We start from the raw sequence: 17864 nt of genomic DNA on the forward strand, positions 1-17864 counted from the left end.
TGGCCGTGGTGGGGATCGTTGAGCGGATAGTGCCGGATGAGTTGTGGGGGCTGTTCCAGCGGGTGGTCCCAGAGGCGCCGAAGCGGCCTCAGGGTGGTGGTCGACGGAAGCATGGAGACTGTGAAGCGCTGGCCGCGATCGCGTTCGTGGCCACGTCGAGCTGCACGCGGCAGCAACTGCCCTCAGCGTCGGTCGGACTATCCGGGGCAACCGCCCACCGAAGGTTCAGCGAGTGGACGAAAGCCCGAGTGTGGGCCAAGCTGCATCGTCTGTTCGACGAACTGGACTCGCGCGGCGAGCTGGACTGGTCGAGGTGCACGATCGACTCCCTGAACATGCGGGCCTGACATGGGGGGCCTGACATGTCCGAACCCTGTGGATCGGGCCAAGTACGGCTCGAAGATTCCCCAGTGCGCGGGGGACGGCTCTCCTTGATCTGCTGGGGTACGCGATGCTCTGACTGCCAACGGCCCGCTGGAGCCGCTCGTCCCCGCGGGCAAGGAGACTTCTCCGGTCGTCCTGCGCATCCGGACTCGTCTCCGGCTTGGCGCTGACCTCGTTGAGCCGGGTGGAGAACCGGTTCGAGACCTCCCGCAGACTGAGCAGCCGCAGTGCGGATATCGCAGCACCAGGTGCCGAGAGCCGCTCTCTGCGGCGGACCGTCCGCGATAGCGAGCCCTTCTCACCTACGGCCCGACTCCCGGCCTACAGAGGAGTCGCGAACGTCGGCAACCCTTATAAAACTTGCCCCTCATTTGAGGTAGAGTATTTATAAGCTCACCGCCGACGCCCGGAGGTTCCCTTGACCCTGTCCCTTGTGAAGCCCTCTCCTGAACCCGATGATGTACGGGCCAAGTTGGGTGGCGTTGGGACCAGGCTTGAGCTTCTGCACGACGTACTGCGCGCGGGCGAAGCCGCAAGGCGCACCGCGGTCCGCAACGATCCAACGGGAACGGCGGGCCGACGGGCCTACGAGGCGCACGTGCGGACCATCCGCGAGTTGCACATCGAGAAGGAGAAGTGGACCCGTCTCGTGCACGGTCGGCTCGAACTTGTCTGCAACCCGGACCGATCGGTCGCAATGGGCGTGATGGTCGGCGACGCTGCCACGGGGCAGGCAAGCCTGTTCCCGAAGAACGCACGCCGACGCGGAGCTGCCACTGAAATGGTCACTCGCGCCAACGCCGGCGACGCCACCACATCCGTACAGACGGCTCTGTTCGCGGCCGGCGTCGGCCCTGACGGGGTTGCGTTGAGCGAAGAAGAGGCCTTCGCCCTGAAGACGTGGTTCCTGCTGTCGCACCGTACGACGATCGGCGACACGGTGCGGATCGACTGTGAGCTGTCGCAGCCAAAGCGCTTCCAGGACGGCTTCGTGATCGAATGGGGTAAGCGGATTCCGCTTCCCGCCCTGGTGATGGACGGAATCGAACCTACGAACGATGATGGGCCTGAGGAGATCGACATCGCCGTCGATTTCCGCTGAAGCCCGTTGGTGGGGCACGAAGCCTGTCGCCCCACCCTGCACCACCAATAACTGAGGCAGCCCCACATGGTGACCCCGTCCCGCATCACACTGGCCCGCAAGCGCAGGGGCCTCACCCTTGCCGAGCTGTCGGACCGAGCCGAGCTGTCATTGCAGAGCCTGTCAAACTACGAGACGGGTCGCACCGCACCCCGTCCCGACACCCTCGCCAAGATTGCCTCAGCACTCGACTTCCCCACCGTCTTCTTCGAAGGTCCTGAGCTGGACGAGCTCCCTGCCGAAGGCATCTCATGGAGGGCGCGCAGCAAGACGTCGGCCAGAGTCCTCGAAGCCGCGCGAGCCGCCGGCACACTGGGCGCGATGCTGTACGAGTGGATCGACGAGAGATTCCGCCTGCCAGCAGCGAATGTGCCTTCACTGGGCAAACCTGACCCGGAAACAGCCGCTGGTATGGTCCGCACTCGCTGGGGTCTGGGGGAAGCACCAGCGCCCAATATGGTGCACCTTCTGGAAGCGCACGGAGTTCGGGTGTTCTCACTCGATCCCGACCACGCCGAGGTCGACGCGTTCGCGGTGTGGCGCGATGGCGTTCCGTTCGTATTCCTCAATACGCTCAAGTCGGCCGAGCGAGGGCGCTTCGACGCGGCCCACGAACTGGGCCACCTCGTCATGCATGGTAGCGAGCACGCCTGCTCAGGCCCCGAGGCCGAACGGCAAGCGAACGACTTCGCTTCAGCGTTCCTGATGCCTCGAGCGAGCGTTCTGGGGCACATGCCGTCAGGCGCACACGTCGATCAGATCCTGCGCGGCAAGCGAATTTGGAACGTCTCCGCGATGGCCCTGACCTACCGCATGCACGACCTGCATCTGCTCTCTGACTGGCAGTATCGGTCCACCTGCGCCGAGCTGAGCAGGTTGGGGTACCGGTCCGGCGAGCCGCAGGGCATGAGCCAGCGCGAAACGTCGCAGGTGTTGACCAAGGTCTTCACCGCGCTGCGTTCGAAGCATGTTCGCCCCTGGTCCGTCGCGGCCGAACTCGGGCTCACGAGTGAAGAGATGAACCGACTCATGTTCGGGCTCACCCTCACGACCTTCGACGGCAAGGGCCAGCAAGCTACGGCTACTGCGACGCGCAGCCTGTCTATCGTCCCCTGAGGGAGCACATCACTACACGGCCACGACGGGGTCTCATGGGCAACGCCTCATGGAGTTGTCGGGGTGCTGATCGATCCGGGCCAGGTCCTCAGGATGGCTTACCTGAGGCACGGGGTTCGTGCCCGCTTGGCGCCGTGGGGTACATGCCAATCCAGGACAGGCCGCCGAGGTCGAGCTGATAACGAGCCCGAGTCACGGCGACGTAGGCAAGGCGGGCGTCCATGTCATTGACCGGTTCCGGAATCGGGCGGCCTTGGGCGTCATGCTGGTCGGTGTCCTTGGGCGGAGGGAAGTCGTCGGCGATCTTGACGGTAGGCCATTCGCGGCCCTTGGCCTTGTGGGCTGTAGAGACGGTGACGTCGGCGTGCTTCTCGTCGGTGAGTTCGTCGACGGCGGCAAGGATGGCGTCGGGTCCGTGTGTGTCGACGAGGTCGACGAAGGGCTGGAGGTCGCCTCCGGCGGGGTCATAGGTGGCGTAGTCCTGCAGTTCACCCCAGGACGTGAAGAGGACGAGTTCCGGGTGGCTGGTGCGGCGGCCATCCTTGAGGTCACGTGCGGCGAGTGCCAACGAGGACAAAGTGTGTCCACCGCGGGTCAGGGCGACGCGGTGGCCTGCGGCAAGCAGCTTCATGACTTCCCCTATGGCGCCGATGTTGGTGCGGCAGAGCACCGCGTCGGGGCGGCCGATGGCACCGACTTCGGTGGGGATGGCGTCGGTGCCGGTCAGGCGGATGGGTGCGTCGGCCAGTTCCAGCCAGCGGTTGGCATGCTCGGCCAGGCGGGGCCCGAAGCGGAAGGAGCGGGTCAGGGTGAGGGGCGTGGCGTCGAAGCCGGTCATCACGTCGCGGGCGCCGCGCCAGCCGTAGATGGCCTGAGCGGAGTCGCCGACCATGACGAGCTGGGCGTGGTCGCGCTGGGCGGCAAAGACCTGCTCCAGCACCGGATTGGTGTCCTGGGCCTCGTCAAGGAAGACAAAGTCCGCCTCGATCTTCGGTTCGGCCAGGGCCCACATCTTCAGGTAGTGGTCGTGTTCGAAGCGGACGACGCCCTGGTCGGGGTCTTGAAGGTCAGCCCAGGCCTTGTCGGCGAACGGCAGGATCTCGGACGCCAGTTGGGCTTGCTCGGCCGGTGTTCCAAGACCCCGCAGGTGCGGTACGTGATGGCGGGCCAGTGCGCGGTCGGCGGAGTAGCAGTAGCGGGTCACGGTGCGCAGCATGATGTGGGACAGGGTCCGATGGCTGACCTCGTGGTCTCCGATGCGGATGGCTCGGGTGATGCCGATGGCCTGGCCGGTCTTCCAGGCAGGCTGGCGGGGGCTGTTCAGACGGTTGGTGTAGCGGTGGCCGAGAGCGGCGTAGGCCATGGCGTGGGCGGTCTTGCAGAGCACGCTGCGGGGAAAACGCGATGAGGCGTCGCGGGCGATGTCCTTGTTGAAGGCGACGTAGCGGCCGCGGCGCTTGGTGCTGGCTGCGAGCTGGTTCAGCGTGCTGGTCTTTCCGGTGCCGGCGCCTGCTTGTAGGGCGAGGTGGTGGCCTGCGCGGAAGGCGTCCGCTGCTTCGGTCTGTTCGTCGGTCGGGGTGGGCAACAAGGACTCCGCGGAAGAGGGGAATAGGATCGTTTCGGCGGTCGGCTCCGTGGAGTGCCGCAGAGTCCCTACTAGCCTGGTGGTAGGCGGCGGGCGAGAAGCGTGCTGGCTGCGCAGGCCAGCACCTCTTCGGTTGTGTGGTGAGCGAGCAGCTCTTCTAGCTGTGCCGTCAGGCGCTGGGCGCGTTCTCTTTCGTGCCGGGCAACGGCTGCGGTCACGCGCTGGCTGAGAAAGTCCTGAGGCCGCTGGCCCCGGGTAGCCGCGGCACGGCGGATGGCCGTCCGAGTGGCGCGGCGGCTGAGGGGCACATTGAGCCGGACATCGCCTCGATGGTCTGGGTAGTGGGTGGTCAGCACGTCAATGGGCAGCAGGGCGTCGAGTTGGAGGCGCAGCCTGAGCAGCGCGCGGCCGGGACTCCTGGCCTGTTGCACTGCCATCAGCCGGGTGCGCAACGCGTTGGCGGCCAGGGCCACGGTGCGGCGGGCCCGGCGGAGTTCGGCGGCCGTGGCGGGCCGGGTCAGGGTGACCTCAATGGCGTGGTGCGGTGTCACAGGCGGTCCGCCTCCCGTCCGCGCCCTGATGGGCCGGGGCGCCGGATGCGGTCCGGCAGGCGTGTGTGAATGTGTTCGTGATGGACGAGCGGGTCAAAGGGTTCCCAGCCGGCGACTGTCAGGTCCGGGGCCGAGGGAGTGTCGGCGTGCTGCGGACAGCGCTGGGTGCGCCAGCGCAGCTGTTCGGCGTAGGGCAGGCGGGTGAGGTCGTAGACGGCCATCACCGCAGCAGGCAGGGCCAACTGACCTGAGGCGGCGGTGGCCGGCACCAGGCGCCAGGTGCCCGCGGGGGAGGCAGGGGTGAGCAACGCGCTGGTGCAGCGGTGGCGGAGCCGGGTCTGCGCGACGCACTGGATCTCGTCCACGGGGCGGGAGGCGAGGTAGTGGACGTACAGGAGCCGCACGACGGGCCGGGCCGGGCGGCAAACGGCTGGCGGCGTTGCCGCAATGTCCGGCGGTGCAGAGGGCGGAGTGAAGGCCCCGGCATCGATCAGGCGGCGGGTGCTGACCGCCAGGCGGCGGCGCAGTTCTGCCAGCTCGGGCGGGGTCGGCGGGGTGTCGCGCGTGGGGCAGAGCACGGCGTGCGGCAGACGGCACCAGCCGCTGCCGTCGCTCGAGGGGTGGGCGACGCCGGAGCTGACGTGCCAGCGACAGGCGTCGGGCACGTCGGCGACCGGCAGTTCGTGGGGATGCAGGCGCACGGGCCGCTGATTGATGCCGTGGTACCACTCGATCCGGTTGCCGCAGTCACGGCAGCGGCCGCTTTGGCCGCAGCGCAGGAGCCGACTGGGGCCATCGGGAGTCAGCCGGAGGGAGCGCCGCGCGTGGACGGTGACGGGGCTGCCGTCCCAGTGTCGTCGAGAAGGCGGGGGTGTGGAGGGCATGTGCGCGAAGATGGCGGACGACACACCGAGCACACCTCATTGACGCCGTGAGAGTCCCCCAGCTGGCCGCATCCATAGGGACGGGTGTGCGAGCGTACGGTCGCGTGTTCACCCTCGGATCGCCGGTTCGGGTGATGAATGACGGCCCTTGCGGGGGCCCTCAGAAGTCAGATTTCCCCGGGAGAATCGTGCCCTTGGCACAGGAAGCCGAAGAGGTCCTCAACCGGCGTACTCAACGCGTGGGCGAGGGCGTGCCAGGTCTTCAGGGTGCCGATGGTGCGGCCCTGCTCGATCTCGATGAGAGTGCGCCTGGCCAAGCCGCTGCGGGCGGCGAGCTCGTCGTAGCTCCAACCTCGCGCCGCCCGTAGACGCCCGAGCTCCAGGCGCAGCGCGTCGAGATTCGGATCGGGCGGGAAGATCGTCACCCGACAATCCGACGGTGCAGCCCCCTGCCCTGTCAGTGCAGACTTATGCCCTATTTCTCGGTCGGTCGCCGGACGGTCGGGCAGAGGTCTGCACTATCGTGCGGCCGTCAGCCGCTTCCCGCCGCCTGCGTGGGGCCGGCATCAGCGCGGATGGGCGGGAGGAGCACGTGCCCGATGAGGCTCTGTACAACACACGCCGTGCGGCGTGTCTGGACGGTCGAACTGCGGCCACAGCCGGGCGGACCGGTGCTCGTCTGTCCTCTGTGCGCGCCGGCGGTCCAGCCCCTGGAGGCATCCTCCGCGCGGTCAGCGGCTCTTGCGCATCTGGCCGTGCATGCGCGCCGTGACGTGCTCGCTCCCCATTTCCGGACCTGCCAGTGCTGGGAACGGGGCTGTCGGTGGCATCCGCGCCACCATGGGTGCGCCGGTTCCGTGCGGCTGGTTCTCATGCGTGAGCATGGCGGTCGGATCTGGCGGCTGGCCGACATGTGCGGTGCTTGCGCCGGAGCGGTTCCCCATGGGGCAGCTGTTCCGGACACTTTGACGTCCAGCGGATCTGGCCCAGCTCGTGCCCGACGTCGGGTGAGTCGACCGCATGGACCCGACGAACGCAGGCGTGTACGGGAGACGCTAACCCATCTCGCGACGGTCCTGCCCCGCTTCTCTTCTCCGATCGCCCGGCTGCTCGCGCTGCAGTGCGCACTGCGCGCCGATGGCCACGGGCAGGTGCACCTGCCGGGCGGGCTCCTGCGCGGAATGCGCCTTGGTGGTCACGCCATGCCCTGGCAGGAACTGGAACACGCCGGCTGGCTGCGCTGCCTGCCGGCGGGCAGGAACAAGGGGCAGGGTGGCGTGGAAGCGCAATTGCTCGATGCCGACGCCCGTGTGCCAGCGCCAGGCCGGACGGGCCGGGCACGAGCCGCACACTGGGCGCTACACCCGGTCCCGCTGGCCGTGGCCCGAACCGCACCCTCGGCGATACAGCTGACTGCTCTCGTGCTGGCCGCGCACACGGGGGTTGACACGGGGCGGGCCGACGCCGACCATCTCACCCGCCTATGCGGCCTGTCGCAGGCCCAAATGGACGACCTCTTCGATCGGCTGCTGCGCGCGAACGTCTTGGAAGCGTGGAACTGCGACGGCGACGCTGGTGAAGTCCACTGGAAGCCGCGGCCGGGACGTCAGAGTGAGTCGTAGCAACCGGCTACGACCAACTGCGTTGGAAGATCCGTCGGGGCATGGGCCGGACCCCGTCACGCGGTCGCAATCGACTCCCAGTCGGTGCAGGCCGCGGAGACCGTCGTTAGGGATAGCCACAGCTACGACGCGTGCAAGAAGATCAACAGTTCACCGTCCGCGCTCGCCGCCGCCCTCAACCAGGCCGTCGAGCACTTTGTGTCCAGCGCTGGCATCGACGCGACGACGCGCGCCCGTCTCCCGTGAGCGCAACTCGTCGACGGCCGCACCATGCTGACTGGCCCGGACACCACCCCAGCCGAATCCATCTAACCGAGCTGCCCGCGTGGCGGCCGTCTTCGCGGGTTCGGGCGGGGCGTCGGCAAGCTGGTGCGCCAGGCGTTCGAAGGGGCGCTACGCCAACGCCTCACCTGACCAGGGATCGACGTTCGAAACGTTGACGGTGCGTCTGACTACATTTCCTGAAAGGCAGTTGATGCCCCACGCCTGGCATGTAATCTGCCTGCGACTGCTCAGCACGAGCGAGTCGTAACTGCCTCCCGCCCCGTGGCGGGGTCCGCTGCGAGGCGGTGAGCGGATCCAGCGTGCCTGCGGGCCATCCCCTGGGTCTTCCCAAAGCAGGTGCGTCCTTGTGACTGCGCGACCAGGTCGACTGCCCGCGCCAGGTGCGGGCGGCTGGCGCTGTCGTGGGATCCCCATCCCGAGCGGTGGCCCCACAGGGGCCTCTCTTTGGATGGCACGCGCTTCGACGAGCACCGAAGTGCCGCCCCTGCGACAGGAGGCACACGCCTATGTCCACCTTGGCCACCTTTCCCGTGCCCGGCGTCTACGGCGACGAGGACGCCACCCTCGACGTGATCGGCAAGCTGACAGCCGAGCAGAACGCCTCTTTCGCCGCTGGGCTGCTGCAGATGCAACCGATCCCCGCCCCCAGCGAGCTCCAGGCCCTGACAGCAGCAGCGGTCCCGCACCCGGCGGTGACGCTCGACAAGGACGCCGTCCAGGCGCTCCTATCCGGCGTCACGCACCACCACGAAGTCCTAGACCAACTCGCCCACCCCGAGACCATGGCGGCGCAGCTTCACAGCGCCCGGAGCAACGGGCGCAAAAACGCCAAAACGCCGCCCCCCGCTGTCTCTCCCCTCGGTCGACTGAACCGGCTCACTACGGACATGTGCTATGCCTCGGCCGTGCACAGCCCCCTGCACCAGTTGCCCGGGCTGAAGGTCCTGCCAGTCAACCCGCGGTTCATCGCCCTGTTGCAGCACGCTTTCACCAAGGGGCGCGTCACCGACCCCGCGATTGAGGGCTCCACGCCCGGCCTGCTGGAGACTCGCCTGCCGACGCAGGCTCACTTGCGGGACATGATGGTCCAGACCGTCCAGCACCACCTTTTGGACTACGACTGGTCAGATTCCATCGCCCGCACCGGCATCCAGCAGCCCCTGGTGGGCATGGCGATGCGCGTGCACTACGACAACGGCCACAACGAGCTGATCGTGGTGGTGATCGACGGTCAGTCGCGCCTGGTGTCCGCCTGGCGCAACACTCTGAAGATCGACGGCAGGAAGCTCACCAGCACGGAGGCCCGCTCCTACGCTGAGCAAATCGTCGGCCGAATGTTCGCGCACGACGCCGTGTCCGCGACTCGAAAGACCGTCAACGATGCTCTGCAGACAGCTGCAACGCACTCGTGGACCGCGCGGGAGGTACTCCTCCTCCACTCCCACGTTGCCCCGGTCAACCTCGTGCTGGGCACCTTCACCCGCACCGGCGAGCCGTGCGACGCCACCCAGTGGTTCACCGAGTTCCTCACCCAGATCCACCTGCGCACCCGATCCTGGGGTGGCGGTAGCGACCGGGAGAAGGCCGTCGCCGACGCCCTGAGCACGGCCGTCCGCGCGGAGAAGCTCACCCAAGGCGAGGCCGCGGCCTTGTCCGGGCGTCTGCACGGCGAAGCGTTCACCCGCGCTACCCGTTTGCCTTTCCACCCGGCTTTCGCACGCGCGGCCCTGTTCGAGGCTGTCCTGTCCGCTGGTGCTGGCCCGCACATCCGCTCCGCAATCGCCGAGTACCTCTCCCTGGATCCCAACGCCAAAGGCTTCCCACGGAAGCTGCTGGAGATCGTGGCGATCTTCGCCACCCGCTTCCTGCGCTCGGACGAGAAGACAGTCTTCCCCCAGGTGGTCCACACCTGGGCCGATGGCGGCGCCATCACCCGGGAGATGTGGGCCCGCGTCCCCGGTGGCGAGAACGCGTTCACCCTCACCCGCCTCGAGACCAAGCACCTCGATCTGCCGCCCCGTATGGCCGCCGAGGCGGCTGTGGAGCTTCTCCGCAAGCGCGCCGAGGAGGACGACCCGACGGCCAGGGATGAGCTCTCCGTGCTGGGCGGCGACGCCCTGATCGTGGCCGAGGCTTTGACCCGAGACCGCGGCTCCAAGGAGGACTTGATCTCCACCACGCCTCAGGATCGGAAGACCCCTTACCGTTCCAAGCCGCCCAGCATTGTCGCGGCACTCCGCGCTACTAAGGCTGGCCGCCTCATGCTCAGCGAGGCTCTTGCCGACTGGGTCGCGAAGGTCCCCGGTCAGCCCGAGGACTTTTCCCGCGGCTTCGTGGTCCCCAAGATCGAGACCGCGAACGACGGCCATCCCAAGATTGTCGCGCCCTACGGCTTGACTCAGCGCGCCACTGAATGGGACGTCTTCGACACCGCCTACCCGGGCCTATCCAGCAGTCGGCGTAACCAGGTCGAGGCCCGCCAGAAGGCCGCCCGCGCCGCAGGCAAGAACGGCAACAAGGACGAGAACGGGAGCGTCACCCTCAAGACGCTGCAGACGGACATCACCCGTGTCCAGTTGACCATCGAGAAGATCCTCGGCAGCAGCAACCCGCCCCGCTTCGCGGAGGCGGCCCACCGGGAGGAACTGCAGCAGTTGCTGTGGAAGCTCGGCGGCGAAGTCCGCCTCATCCCGGTCGACGTCACGCCCCCCTCCAGCGACCCCTACGCCCTCCCCAAGGAGGGCGAATGACCGCCGGATGGACCCTCAGCGCTGGACTCGCCACTGTCATTGCGGCTGTCCCCGGATCCCACCTGGCCGTCCCCGCCAACGCGCTCGCCACGTGCGTATACCCGCTGCGTGATCGCCATGGCGCCTGGACCACCCACGCTCTGCCGCTGTGGCCCGTCGCGCTCTACGTCGCCCTCGATGAGCAGCACCGCTGCCTGTACACGGGCGCCGTGCAGCGCGGCACCACCCAGCGTCCTGACATGAATGCCATCCGGCATCGCACCGCCGAGCATTACCGTGGCAATGAGCCCCCCGAGGCCCGCGCCACCTGGCATCACCTGTGGGTCATCCCACTCAACCACGGCCTTCCACGCACCGACCTCGAGGAATGGGAGACCCAGGTACGCCGGCGGACAGCGTCCGCGCAGACACGCAGGAGCAGGCTGCTGCGCCCCGCAGCGTAGTGCCGCAAACTGTCCTCCAGAAGCGGGAAGTGGGAAGGGTGTCGATACCTGCGCGGCAGGCGATGGAGCACGCCCTGGCCGTCGGCGGCCGCTTGGTCGATCTCATCTGGAGGGAAAGCCGCGGCCATGGGCAGGTGTGCCCATGGGACCTGGTGGTGACCATCGGCCAGGAACCCGAGGACCGCGCCGCGGCGGCCTGGATCATCGCGGACGAGATGATGCGGGCCCGCACCGACCTGGACGATCACGCCTACCGGCTCTGGCGCGACAACGTCCTGGCGAGCACGACTTTGACCGGCCCCGACCGTGCGCATGTCCTTCTGTACGCGGGTCCGGTGTTCGAGGCCAACGACTCCACCGGTGTCACCGGCTATGTGGGCGAGTGGCTCTGGTACCTCTCCACCCGCGATCTTCCCCCTGAACCTGGACGCAGCGTGGAGATCCTGGACCCGCCGTCGTCGACGGTGACCGACAGTGGGCCCGACGGTCTGGTGATCCACCGCATGCCTGGTAGCGAACTGGGGTTCGTCTTTCGCTTGTGGGAGATGAAGAAGTTCACCGCAGAGAAGACGAAGCCGAGCGACACGATCCGCAAGGCCTGGAAGCAGCTGAACACCTGGGGCGCGCGGTACCTGGGGCAGATCTCCTGGGGAGGGCGGGAGCTCGCCCCCGACACCCGGGTGTTCGTCAGTTCGATGGCGCGGCAGTGGGTGGAGGCGAAGGAGTCGGGCAGCGGCGGGGTCAGCGTGGCCATCGACGCCGCGGACACCCCCGCCACGGCCTTCGACCGCTCCCACCTGCACTTCACCACCCATACCCACCTGGGCGCGCTGCAAGGCCTGGTGGTGGCGATTGAGGATTTTGAGGACTTCGCCAAGACAGTAAGGGGGTACGTGTGGAGCGCACTCTAAACCCGGAGGTGCTCGCGTCCGCGCTCGGCGAATACCGGGTGGGCGGGGTGCTGCCCAGCCCGGCGGACCTACTGGCTGCGATGACCGAGTTGGAGGTCGCGGCGTTCCATGGTGAGCAGGAAATCGGGGACGAGACGCTCGCCACCGCGTGGTTTCTGCACGGCCTCGCCGCACTCGACCCGGAGACTCCCGGCTACGACGCAGTACGCGTGCGGCAGGCTTTCGCCGTCAGCGCGCACCTGATGGACCTCGCCCTGGGAGACGAACGGCGACCGGCGGTCGAACGGCTCCAGATCGCCTTCGCCGCGCAGGCCGGATACCGGCGCAGCGAGCAGGACCCGAACGCCACCGCCGTCTACCGGCAGGTGCGTGCTCTCATCGACAACACCGGTGAACTCCGGCTGCACATCGGCACCCTGGCGGTGGAGGCCGGCGTCGTCTTCCTCGGTTTCGAACGTCCGGAGGTGGACCGGGCGCTGGGTGCGTGGCGGCGACAGCTGCGCAGGGTGCGGGTAGTGATGCGCCGCGAGTCCCTGGCGGGGACTATGTACGGGCCCGCGGAGGCCGTCGTGGAGGCGGTCTTCCACCTGTACCAGTTCCTGGGGCTCGGCGAGGAGGGGGAGCTGCTGGCCGCGCAGCGGCGGCTGCTGGAAGTGATGACGGAGACGGCCGGCCGCGGAGACCGGTTAGCGCGGTGGGTCGCTGCGCACCTGTACCAGCTGAGTGGGGAGATGGCTGCCAGCAGCCTCTACCGGCTCATGCCCCCAGGCACCCCCCCGGAGGTTGCGCGGAGCTTCACGCTGTCGAAGCCGCCGGTGATGACGCTGTGGCCCCCGCAGCGGCAGCTCCTGAAGCTGGAGCGGGGCAACCCGCTCGACCCGGCCACCTCGCGCAGCCTGATCAGCGTGCCGACCAGCGCGGGCAAGACGCTGATGGCCCAGCTGGTGATCTGCTCGCACCTGGCGCAGCGCCCCGGGCGGGTGATGTACGTGTCGCCGATGCGCAGCCTGGGACGGGAGATGCGTGCGGCGCTGCGGGGTCGGCTGCGGCTGCTCGGGCGACGCTTGACAACGGAGCAGCCAGAGTTCCCCCTGGCCGGCTGGGTGTCCTCGGCCGAGCCGGACGGCGGGGACGTGGAGATCGTCACCCCCGAACGGCTCATGCACATGATCCGCAACAATCCCGACGGAGCGCTGGCCGATGTCGGGCTGGTCGTCGTCGACGAGGCGCACCATCTGGGCCAAGGGAAGCGCGGCTTCGTCCTGGAGAGCCTGCTTGCGCTGCTGCGGGTCCGCAGCGACATCCGTCTGGTGTTGCTGTCCGCGGCGGTCGGCAACAAGGGGGACATCGCCTCGTGGCTCGACCCGCAGCGCCCCGAGCGGGAGGTCTACTTCACCGACACCTGGAGGGGACCGCGCCGGATGCACGGCCTCATGTATCCGAACCTGATGGCGGACCAGGCCGAGCTGACGGAACGGCAGGCAACAGCGACGCGCCTCACTCAGGTAATCGCCACCGTGCCGGTCGAAGCCCTCCTCGACGTCCGGCCGACAGCCTCCTCCGCGATCGCCCGGCTGACCACCGGCGCAGTGGGATCCCGGCGCTACCCCGGCAGTAACCCCCGCCAGTGGAATGCCCGCACCGCCCTGCCGAACGGCATCGCGGACTACAAGGTCTTCGCCGCTGGCGCCGCGGAACTCACCGAGGCCGGTAGCGTCCTGATGGTCGTCGATACCAGACAACGGGCCCGCAACGCCGCGCTCGCCATCGCCGACCGCCTCCCCGAGCGGCCCGAGGCCGCCGTCTTGAACAGCTATCTCGCCGAGACCCTCGGCACGGAACACCCGCTGGTCCGCTGCACTCGGCACGGCGTCGCCTACCACCACGGCGCCCTGCCCGACGACGTCCTCCACGCTGTCGAAGGCGCGCTACGCCGCAACGAACTCCTGGCGATCACCAGCACCAGCACCCTCACCGACGGCGTCAACCTTCCCGTGCGCACGGTCATCGTCCACCACAAGGTCGACGGCGACCCGCTCACCTACGACGGCCAGCGCACCCTGTCCCCAGCCGAACTCCTCAACGCCATCGGGCGCGCCGGCCGGGCCGGCCGGGAGAGCGAGGGGTGGATCTTCCTGACCCGCCCCTACCCGCCCCGCCCCGCCGAGTTCGACGCCCTCAACCCCGACCAAGAGCAGCTCCGCGTCGTCTCGTCACTGCTGACCGCCGAAGCCTTGGCCGATCTCGCCCGAGCCGAGGACACGCTGCGCGACGACGCCGACGGAATCTTCGCGCTTGCGGACAGCATTGCTGCGGACTTCGCCTCGTTCGTCTGGCTCGTCCTCCATCTCCACGCCTCCTCGTCGGCTCCGCAAGGCGAACCCCTCGACGCCCTAGACGCGCTGTTCGCCCTGTCCCAGCCCGGCAACGGGCGGATCACAAGCCGGTGGCTACAGCTCGCGGACCGAGTCGCCGCCGTGTTCGAGAACACCGACCCCGCCCCGGCCGGCCGGTGGGCCGCAACAGGCACCAGTCTGGGGTCGGCCCGTTATCTCGACTGGCTCGCGAAGCACCTGGGCGTGCTGCTCGACCAGCACGCGGCTGACAGTGCCCCCGGATCCACGGGGGACGGATGGCTCGCGGAGCCGGAGGAATGGTCGCTGCAGCGCACTCTCGACTTCCTCACCGAGCACCAGGTTTTCGACCGCCTGCTCAGCAACGTCCCGGAGGTCACCAAGACCTGGAGCTTCAAGGACAAGGAGACCCGGGGCACGAGCATGGCAGTCCCGGTCGCCCCCGCGCTCCAGGAGTGGATCTCCGGCACCGCAATCCCCGACATCGCCCGCTCCTGGCAGCCTGGCGTTCCCGCCGAGTGGGCACTCGAACAGGCCGTACGTAACATCAGCACCGCCTTCGGACACGCCCTGAGCTGGACCGTCGGCGCACTCGTCAACCTAATCAACGCCCACCCCGCTCTCTCCCCCTCCGCGCCCAGGCTGAACACACACACTGCCTGGTACATCCGCCACGGCGTCGACACCGAGCAGGCCCTGACCCTGCTCACCTCTGGCCTCACCTCCCGACGCATCGCCCACCTGCTGGGCCGTGATGCCCACCGCCTCGGGCACCACTCGACCGACTTGCGACAGTGGACCGCCCAGCACCACATCGACGGCTGGATCGAGCAGTACGGGGCGAACGACTACGAGATCCAGGACCTTCTCGACTACGTCCGCACCCCCTCCGCCCCCATCAACCGGCTCCTCGACGACCGTGAGGCCACCACCCCGCTGACCCGACTCGTGCCCGGGACAAACGACGGCCCGGTGGACGTCGCACGGCCTAGCAAACGCCAGCCGACCATCCGCGTCCGCCGCGACAAGCTCCGCGTGGCGACCGTGCCAGCCGACCGTCACCTCGATGTCCTGGCCATGCTCGACAGCGGCCTCGAACTCGACCACCGCGTGCACAATGGGCAACTCATCACCACTCGGCGCAGCCGGTAGCCCACCAGCGGGCCGAGTAGACCCCCCGACAGGGCGTTGTCATCCCGCCTGCGAGTCCTGCGCGGGATCGCCGGTACGAGGGCAGCAAGAGCGGGCGCGAACTCCGCGTCCGGCCGCAGAGTGGATGGGAATGCCGCCGTCCCGGCGCCGGCCCGCGGCCATCGCCGCAAATCCGCGCCTCGGAGGCGGGTGTCCGTCAGCGTTGCCAGCGTCCCGAGCACCCGCGCTTGGCCTCAGGGCGTTCACGAATCAGGGTCGCTGTTCCCGGGCTAGTCTCCCTCCGTCAGCGGATTGGTTGCTGTCGCCGCTCGCCGACGGCGCAGCAGGAACGAAGGTAGGCGACCAGTTCGGTGGGGCGATCTCAGGGAGGAATCCGAAGAGAGCGTCGGTCGTCCAGACCATGCCCAGGTCGGAGGTCGGATCCAGTCGTCCGCTGTAGATCCCGATCAGAGCCGTGACCGACTCCTCGTGCAGGTGAACGGTGCCGTCAGCAACGACGGGTTCGCCGGGCCGGATATGCATCACGACTGGAGATCCGGACTGGCCCGGGCGAGTCCTGGAGTCGAGCAGGAATCCGGGAAGTCCGTTCCACCCGGCGAGGGGCTCACTTGCCACTGGAGCTGCGGTCCAGACGGCAAACGGCCAACTGCCGGTGTTCCCGAAGGGGAAGCCCAGGACGAAGAGGCGGTCTGTGATCCTCAGAGGAATAGGGGTGTCGGCCTCGCTGCCGAGCTGCGCACGACGTTCTCTGGGGGATAGCTCGCGCAGAGTGGGCCAGGTATTGGGCATGGCCGCGTCCACTGCGGACCTTGGCACGTCGCCGATGTGGATTGCCGCGACGTCGATCCGATGGTCGGAAGAGCTCGAGAACCGTGGCGTGTCCTGCGACTCGTCGTCGTACAAGTCGTATGTCACGTGGATGGGCGCGAGGTCCTTCTCATTCGCGAACCGCACGCGGATGTAGTCCGGACACAGGCCGCTCTTCAACATCACCTCCCCGGTGTCGGAACGTCGGCCGCTAAGGACGTGCCAGGCAGTGACGAGCCAGTAGTCGCCTGGGATTCCGACCAGGAAGCCGGTGGCTGGCCCGAGAATTTTGTCGTCGGCGTCTCCCCGTGAGCGGTACCAGGCCTCGATGTGCAGAGCGGCGTAGGACAGCGTGTGAATGCGGCGGGCTCCTTGCATGTCGGGAGCCTATGGGCACCCGATATTCGCGGCGGGCCACTTTCTACGCGGCTGTCGGCTCCGGCTCGGGATGGCGGACGTTGGTCCGTACGGCGACCTCGACGTCGAAGCGGGGTACGCCCTCGGCCTTGGCGTGCGCTGTGATGGCGGCCTGGACGGTGTCGGCCAGGTCTCTCCAGTCCTTCCACGCCTTCTCGTACGTCTCGGTCTGCTCCAGCGGTCACGGTGTTTCCGTGGCCAACCGTACGCCTTCTGTAGTTGCAGCACGTGGGCGTATGCCTCGTCGGCCGCCTTCTGCATCTCCACGAGATCATCGAAGGTGTGTTTCGCGTTCATGGATCTTTACGCTGCTCGCGCCGGACAGCTCTGCCAGCTGACCAGCATGCCGAACGGTTACGCGTCCTCGGGCGGGATCTCACTGTGAGCCGTCCTCGGTCGAAGGACGTGCTTCCGGCCTTCCGTTTGCCTGATGAGCTGGATGACCACGTCCGGGTTGGCGGATCCTGCGGTACGTCAAAACGGAGGTTCTTCCGGATACTTTGCCCGGCTGGGCCAAGTGGCATCAGGTAGCGGTAGATTCGTGACGACGAACAAATTGAGGATGTCGTCACGATCCATAAAAAGGATCTGGCTTCGTTTCGAAGCATCGAGCTTGTTGCCGAGCCAGTTCCGCGCTGCCTTGGTAATATCGCCGCCAGCTACGATGAATGCATGATCGACAAGGACCCGCTTGCCGATTTCTGGATCGAAGATCTCGTGGCCAAGCATCATTAGGACTTGGTTGTAGATTTCGGCCATGTTGGCATTGCTACCTTTGGTGACCCCGGATGCGTCTAGCTTCCCTTTCTTCGCTTGCAGTCCAAAGTAGATCAAGTGTTGCGAAGGTAGCGTGTATCGCATCCACACATCCTTGCCGTATTCCAGTGCCTTATCTTTGTGGCCCGCGGCAGTGATGCGATGATATCCGAGTTGGCGAAATAGGGGGAGTAGCACTTCCTCGATCAGTGCATCTTCTGAGGCCGTATCGAGGTATTGCGACAGTTTCTCACGTCGTTCAATTTCCGCCTTGGTGAATGGGCGGTGCGGATTAGGCGAAGGTGTGATTACCGTATTCGTCTGCAAATTTCGTAAGTAGCATTTCTTGTCCTCGGCGTAGAACGCCTCTATTCCCTCCCGTGCTAGCGCACGGTTCAAATCTGATAGCGCCTTGAATCGATCGTCCTCCTCGTTGGTTGCATCGTCTGGATCCATGAGTCTAGAAATTACACGAGCGAAGGTTTCAGGAACGGTGTGAGTGCTGGAACGGGGCTCTGACAGGATTATTTCCAGTGTGTCTGCCACCCACATCTTGCGCGTTGATCCGTCGTGCTGAAAGTCAGTCTCTATGTCCGCGAAAAACTCCGTCAAGTACATACTGCTTCGGTACTTGAAGTAGTTTTCCTCGTGCTTCCTGCCATCCGGTGTATTGCCGCAGATCATGTCGGCGAGCTGCATGACGGTT

14 protein-coding genes and 1 pseudogene are annotated in these 17864 nt (G+C 67.2%); 8 read left to right on the forward strand and 7 right to left on the reverse strand.

Annotation, left to right across the window (positions count from 1 at the left end):
* Positions 1-5 precede the first annotated feature (5 nt).
* From ACZ6TU_RS21800 to ACZ6TU_RS21810, 3 genes and pseudogenes are all read left to right on the forward strand, one after another.
* Positions 6-405: pseudogene (locus ACZ6TU_RS21800) on the forward strand (transposase); the annotation flags it as partial.
* Between the two features lie 397 nt (positions 406-802).
* Positions 803-1486: a hypothetical protein gene (locus ACZ6TU_RS21805; RefSeq protein WP_469550341.1), complete on the forward strand. Its 684-nt coding sequence runs from the start codon at positions 803-805 to the stop codon at positions 1484-1486.
* Positions 1487-1552: 66 nt separating this feature from the next.
* Complete coding sequence (locus tag ACZ6TU_RS21810) at positions 1553-2641, forward strand: helix-turn-helix domain-containing protein (RefSeq protein ID WP_469550343.1); 1089 nt, start codon at positions 1553-1555, stop codon at positions 2639-2641.
* 88 nt (positions 2642-2729) lie between these two features.
* Here ACZ6TU_RS21810 and ACZ6TU_RS21815 read toward each other — a convergent pair whose 3' ends face one another.
* The 5 genes from ACZ6TU_RS21815 to ACZ6TU_RS21835 form a co-directional block, all read right to left on the reverse strand.
* On the reverse strand, positions 2730-4226 hold the full coding sequence (locus ACZ6TU_RS21815; protein ID WP_469550346.1) for a UvrD-helicase domain-containing protein: 1497 nt from the start codon (positions 4224-4226) through the stop codon (positions 2730-2732).
* A gap of 71 nt (positions 4227-4297) precedes the next feature.
* Positions 4298-4777 (reverse strand): hypothetical protein, encoded by a 480-nt coding sequence (locus ACZ6TU_RS21820; RefSeq protein WP_469550349.1) that lies wholly within the window; start codon positions 4775-4777, stop codon positions 4298-4300.
* Positions 4774-5661: a DUF6083 domain-containing protein gene (locus tag ACZ6TU_RS21825; protein ID WP_469550415.1), complete on the reverse strand. Its 888-nt coding sequence runs from the start codon at positions 5659-5661 to the stop codon at positions 4774-4776. Before ACZ6TU_RS21825 ends, ACZ6TU_RS21820 begins: the two co-directional genes overlap by 4 nt.
* A gap of 167 nt (positions 5662-5828) precedes the next feature.
* A complete protein-coding gene (locus ACZ6TU_RS21830) occupies positions 5829-6086 on the reverse strand; it encodes a helix-turn-helix transcriptional regulator (RefSeq protein ID WP_469550352.1) in 258 nt (85 codons plus the stop codon).
* A 630-nt stretch (positions 6087-6716) separates the two neighbouring features.
* Positions 6717-6860 carry a hypothetical protein gene (locus tag ACZ6TU_RS21835; protein ID WP_469550355.1) on the reverse strand — a complete coding sequence of 48 codons (144 nt, stop codon included), beginning with the start codon at positions 6858-6860 and terminating at the stop codon, positions 6717-6719.
* Between the two features lie 3 nt (positions 6861-6863).
* Between ACZ6TU_RS21835 and ACZ6TU_RS21840 the strand changes: the two genes are divergently transcribed.
* The 5 genes from ACZ6TU_RS21840 to ACZ6TU_RS21860 all read left to right on the forward strand — a co-directional run bounded on the left by ACZ6TU_RS21840 (position 6864) and on the right by ACZ6TU_RS21860 (position 15178).
* The gene (locus ACZ6TU_RS21840; RefSeq protein WP_469550357.1) at positions 6864-7283 is read left to right on the forward strand and encodes a hypothetical protein; all 420 of its coding nucleotides are present in this window, start codon (positions 6864-6866) and stop codon (positions 7281-7283) included.
* 791 nt (positions 7284-8074) lie between these two features.
* On the forward strand, positions 8075-10318 hold the full coding sequence (locus ACZ6TU_RS21845; RefSeq protein WP_469550359.1) for a hypothetical protein: 2244 nt from the start codon (positions 8075-8077) through the stop codon (positions 10316-10318).
* Complete coding sequence (locus ACZ6TU_RS21850) at positions 10315-10761, forward strand: hypothetical protein (protein ID WP_469550362.1); 447 nt, start codon at positions 10315-10317, stop codon at positions 10759-10761. The genes ACZ6TU_RS21845 and ACZ6TU_RS21850 overlap by 4 nt, the downstream gene beginning before the upstream one ends.
* A gap of 38 nt (positions 10762-10799) precedes the next feature.
* Positions 10800-11672, forward strand: coding sequence for a hypothetical protein (locus tag ACZ6TU_RS21855; RefSeq protein WP_469550364.1), 873 nt, complete (start codon positions 10800-10802; stop codon positions 11670-11672).
* The gene (locus ACZ6TU_RS21860; RefSeq protein ID WP_469550366.1) at positions 11657-15178 is read left to right on the forward strand and encodes a DEAD/DEAH box helicase; all 3522 of its coding nucleotides are present in this window, start codon (positions 11657-11659) and stop codon (positions 15176-15178) included. The genes ACZ6TU_RS21855 and ACZ6TU_RS21860 overlap by 16 nt, the downstream gene beginning before the upstream one ends.
* A gap of 249 nt (positions 15179-15427) precedes the next feature.
* Here ACZ6TU_RS21860 and ACZ6TU_RS21865 read toward each other — a convergent pair whose 3' ends face one another.
* The gene (locus tag ACZ6TU_RS21865) at positions 15428-16363 is read right to left on the reverse strand and encodes a S1 family peptidase (protein ID WP_469550369.1); all 936 of its coding nucleotides are present in this window, start codon (positions 16361-16363) and stop codon (positions 15428-15430) included.
* Positions 16364-16876: 513 nt separating this feature from the next.
* Positions 16877-17857: a hypothetical protein gene (locus tag ACZ6TU_RS21870; protein ID WP_469550372.1), complete on the reverse strand. Its 981-nt coding sequence runs from the start codon at positions 17855-17857 to the stop codon at positions 16877-16879.
* Positions 17858-17864: the final 7 nt, after the last annotated feature.

It is taken from the genome of Streptomyces sp. NPDC052064, assembly GCF_055585925.1.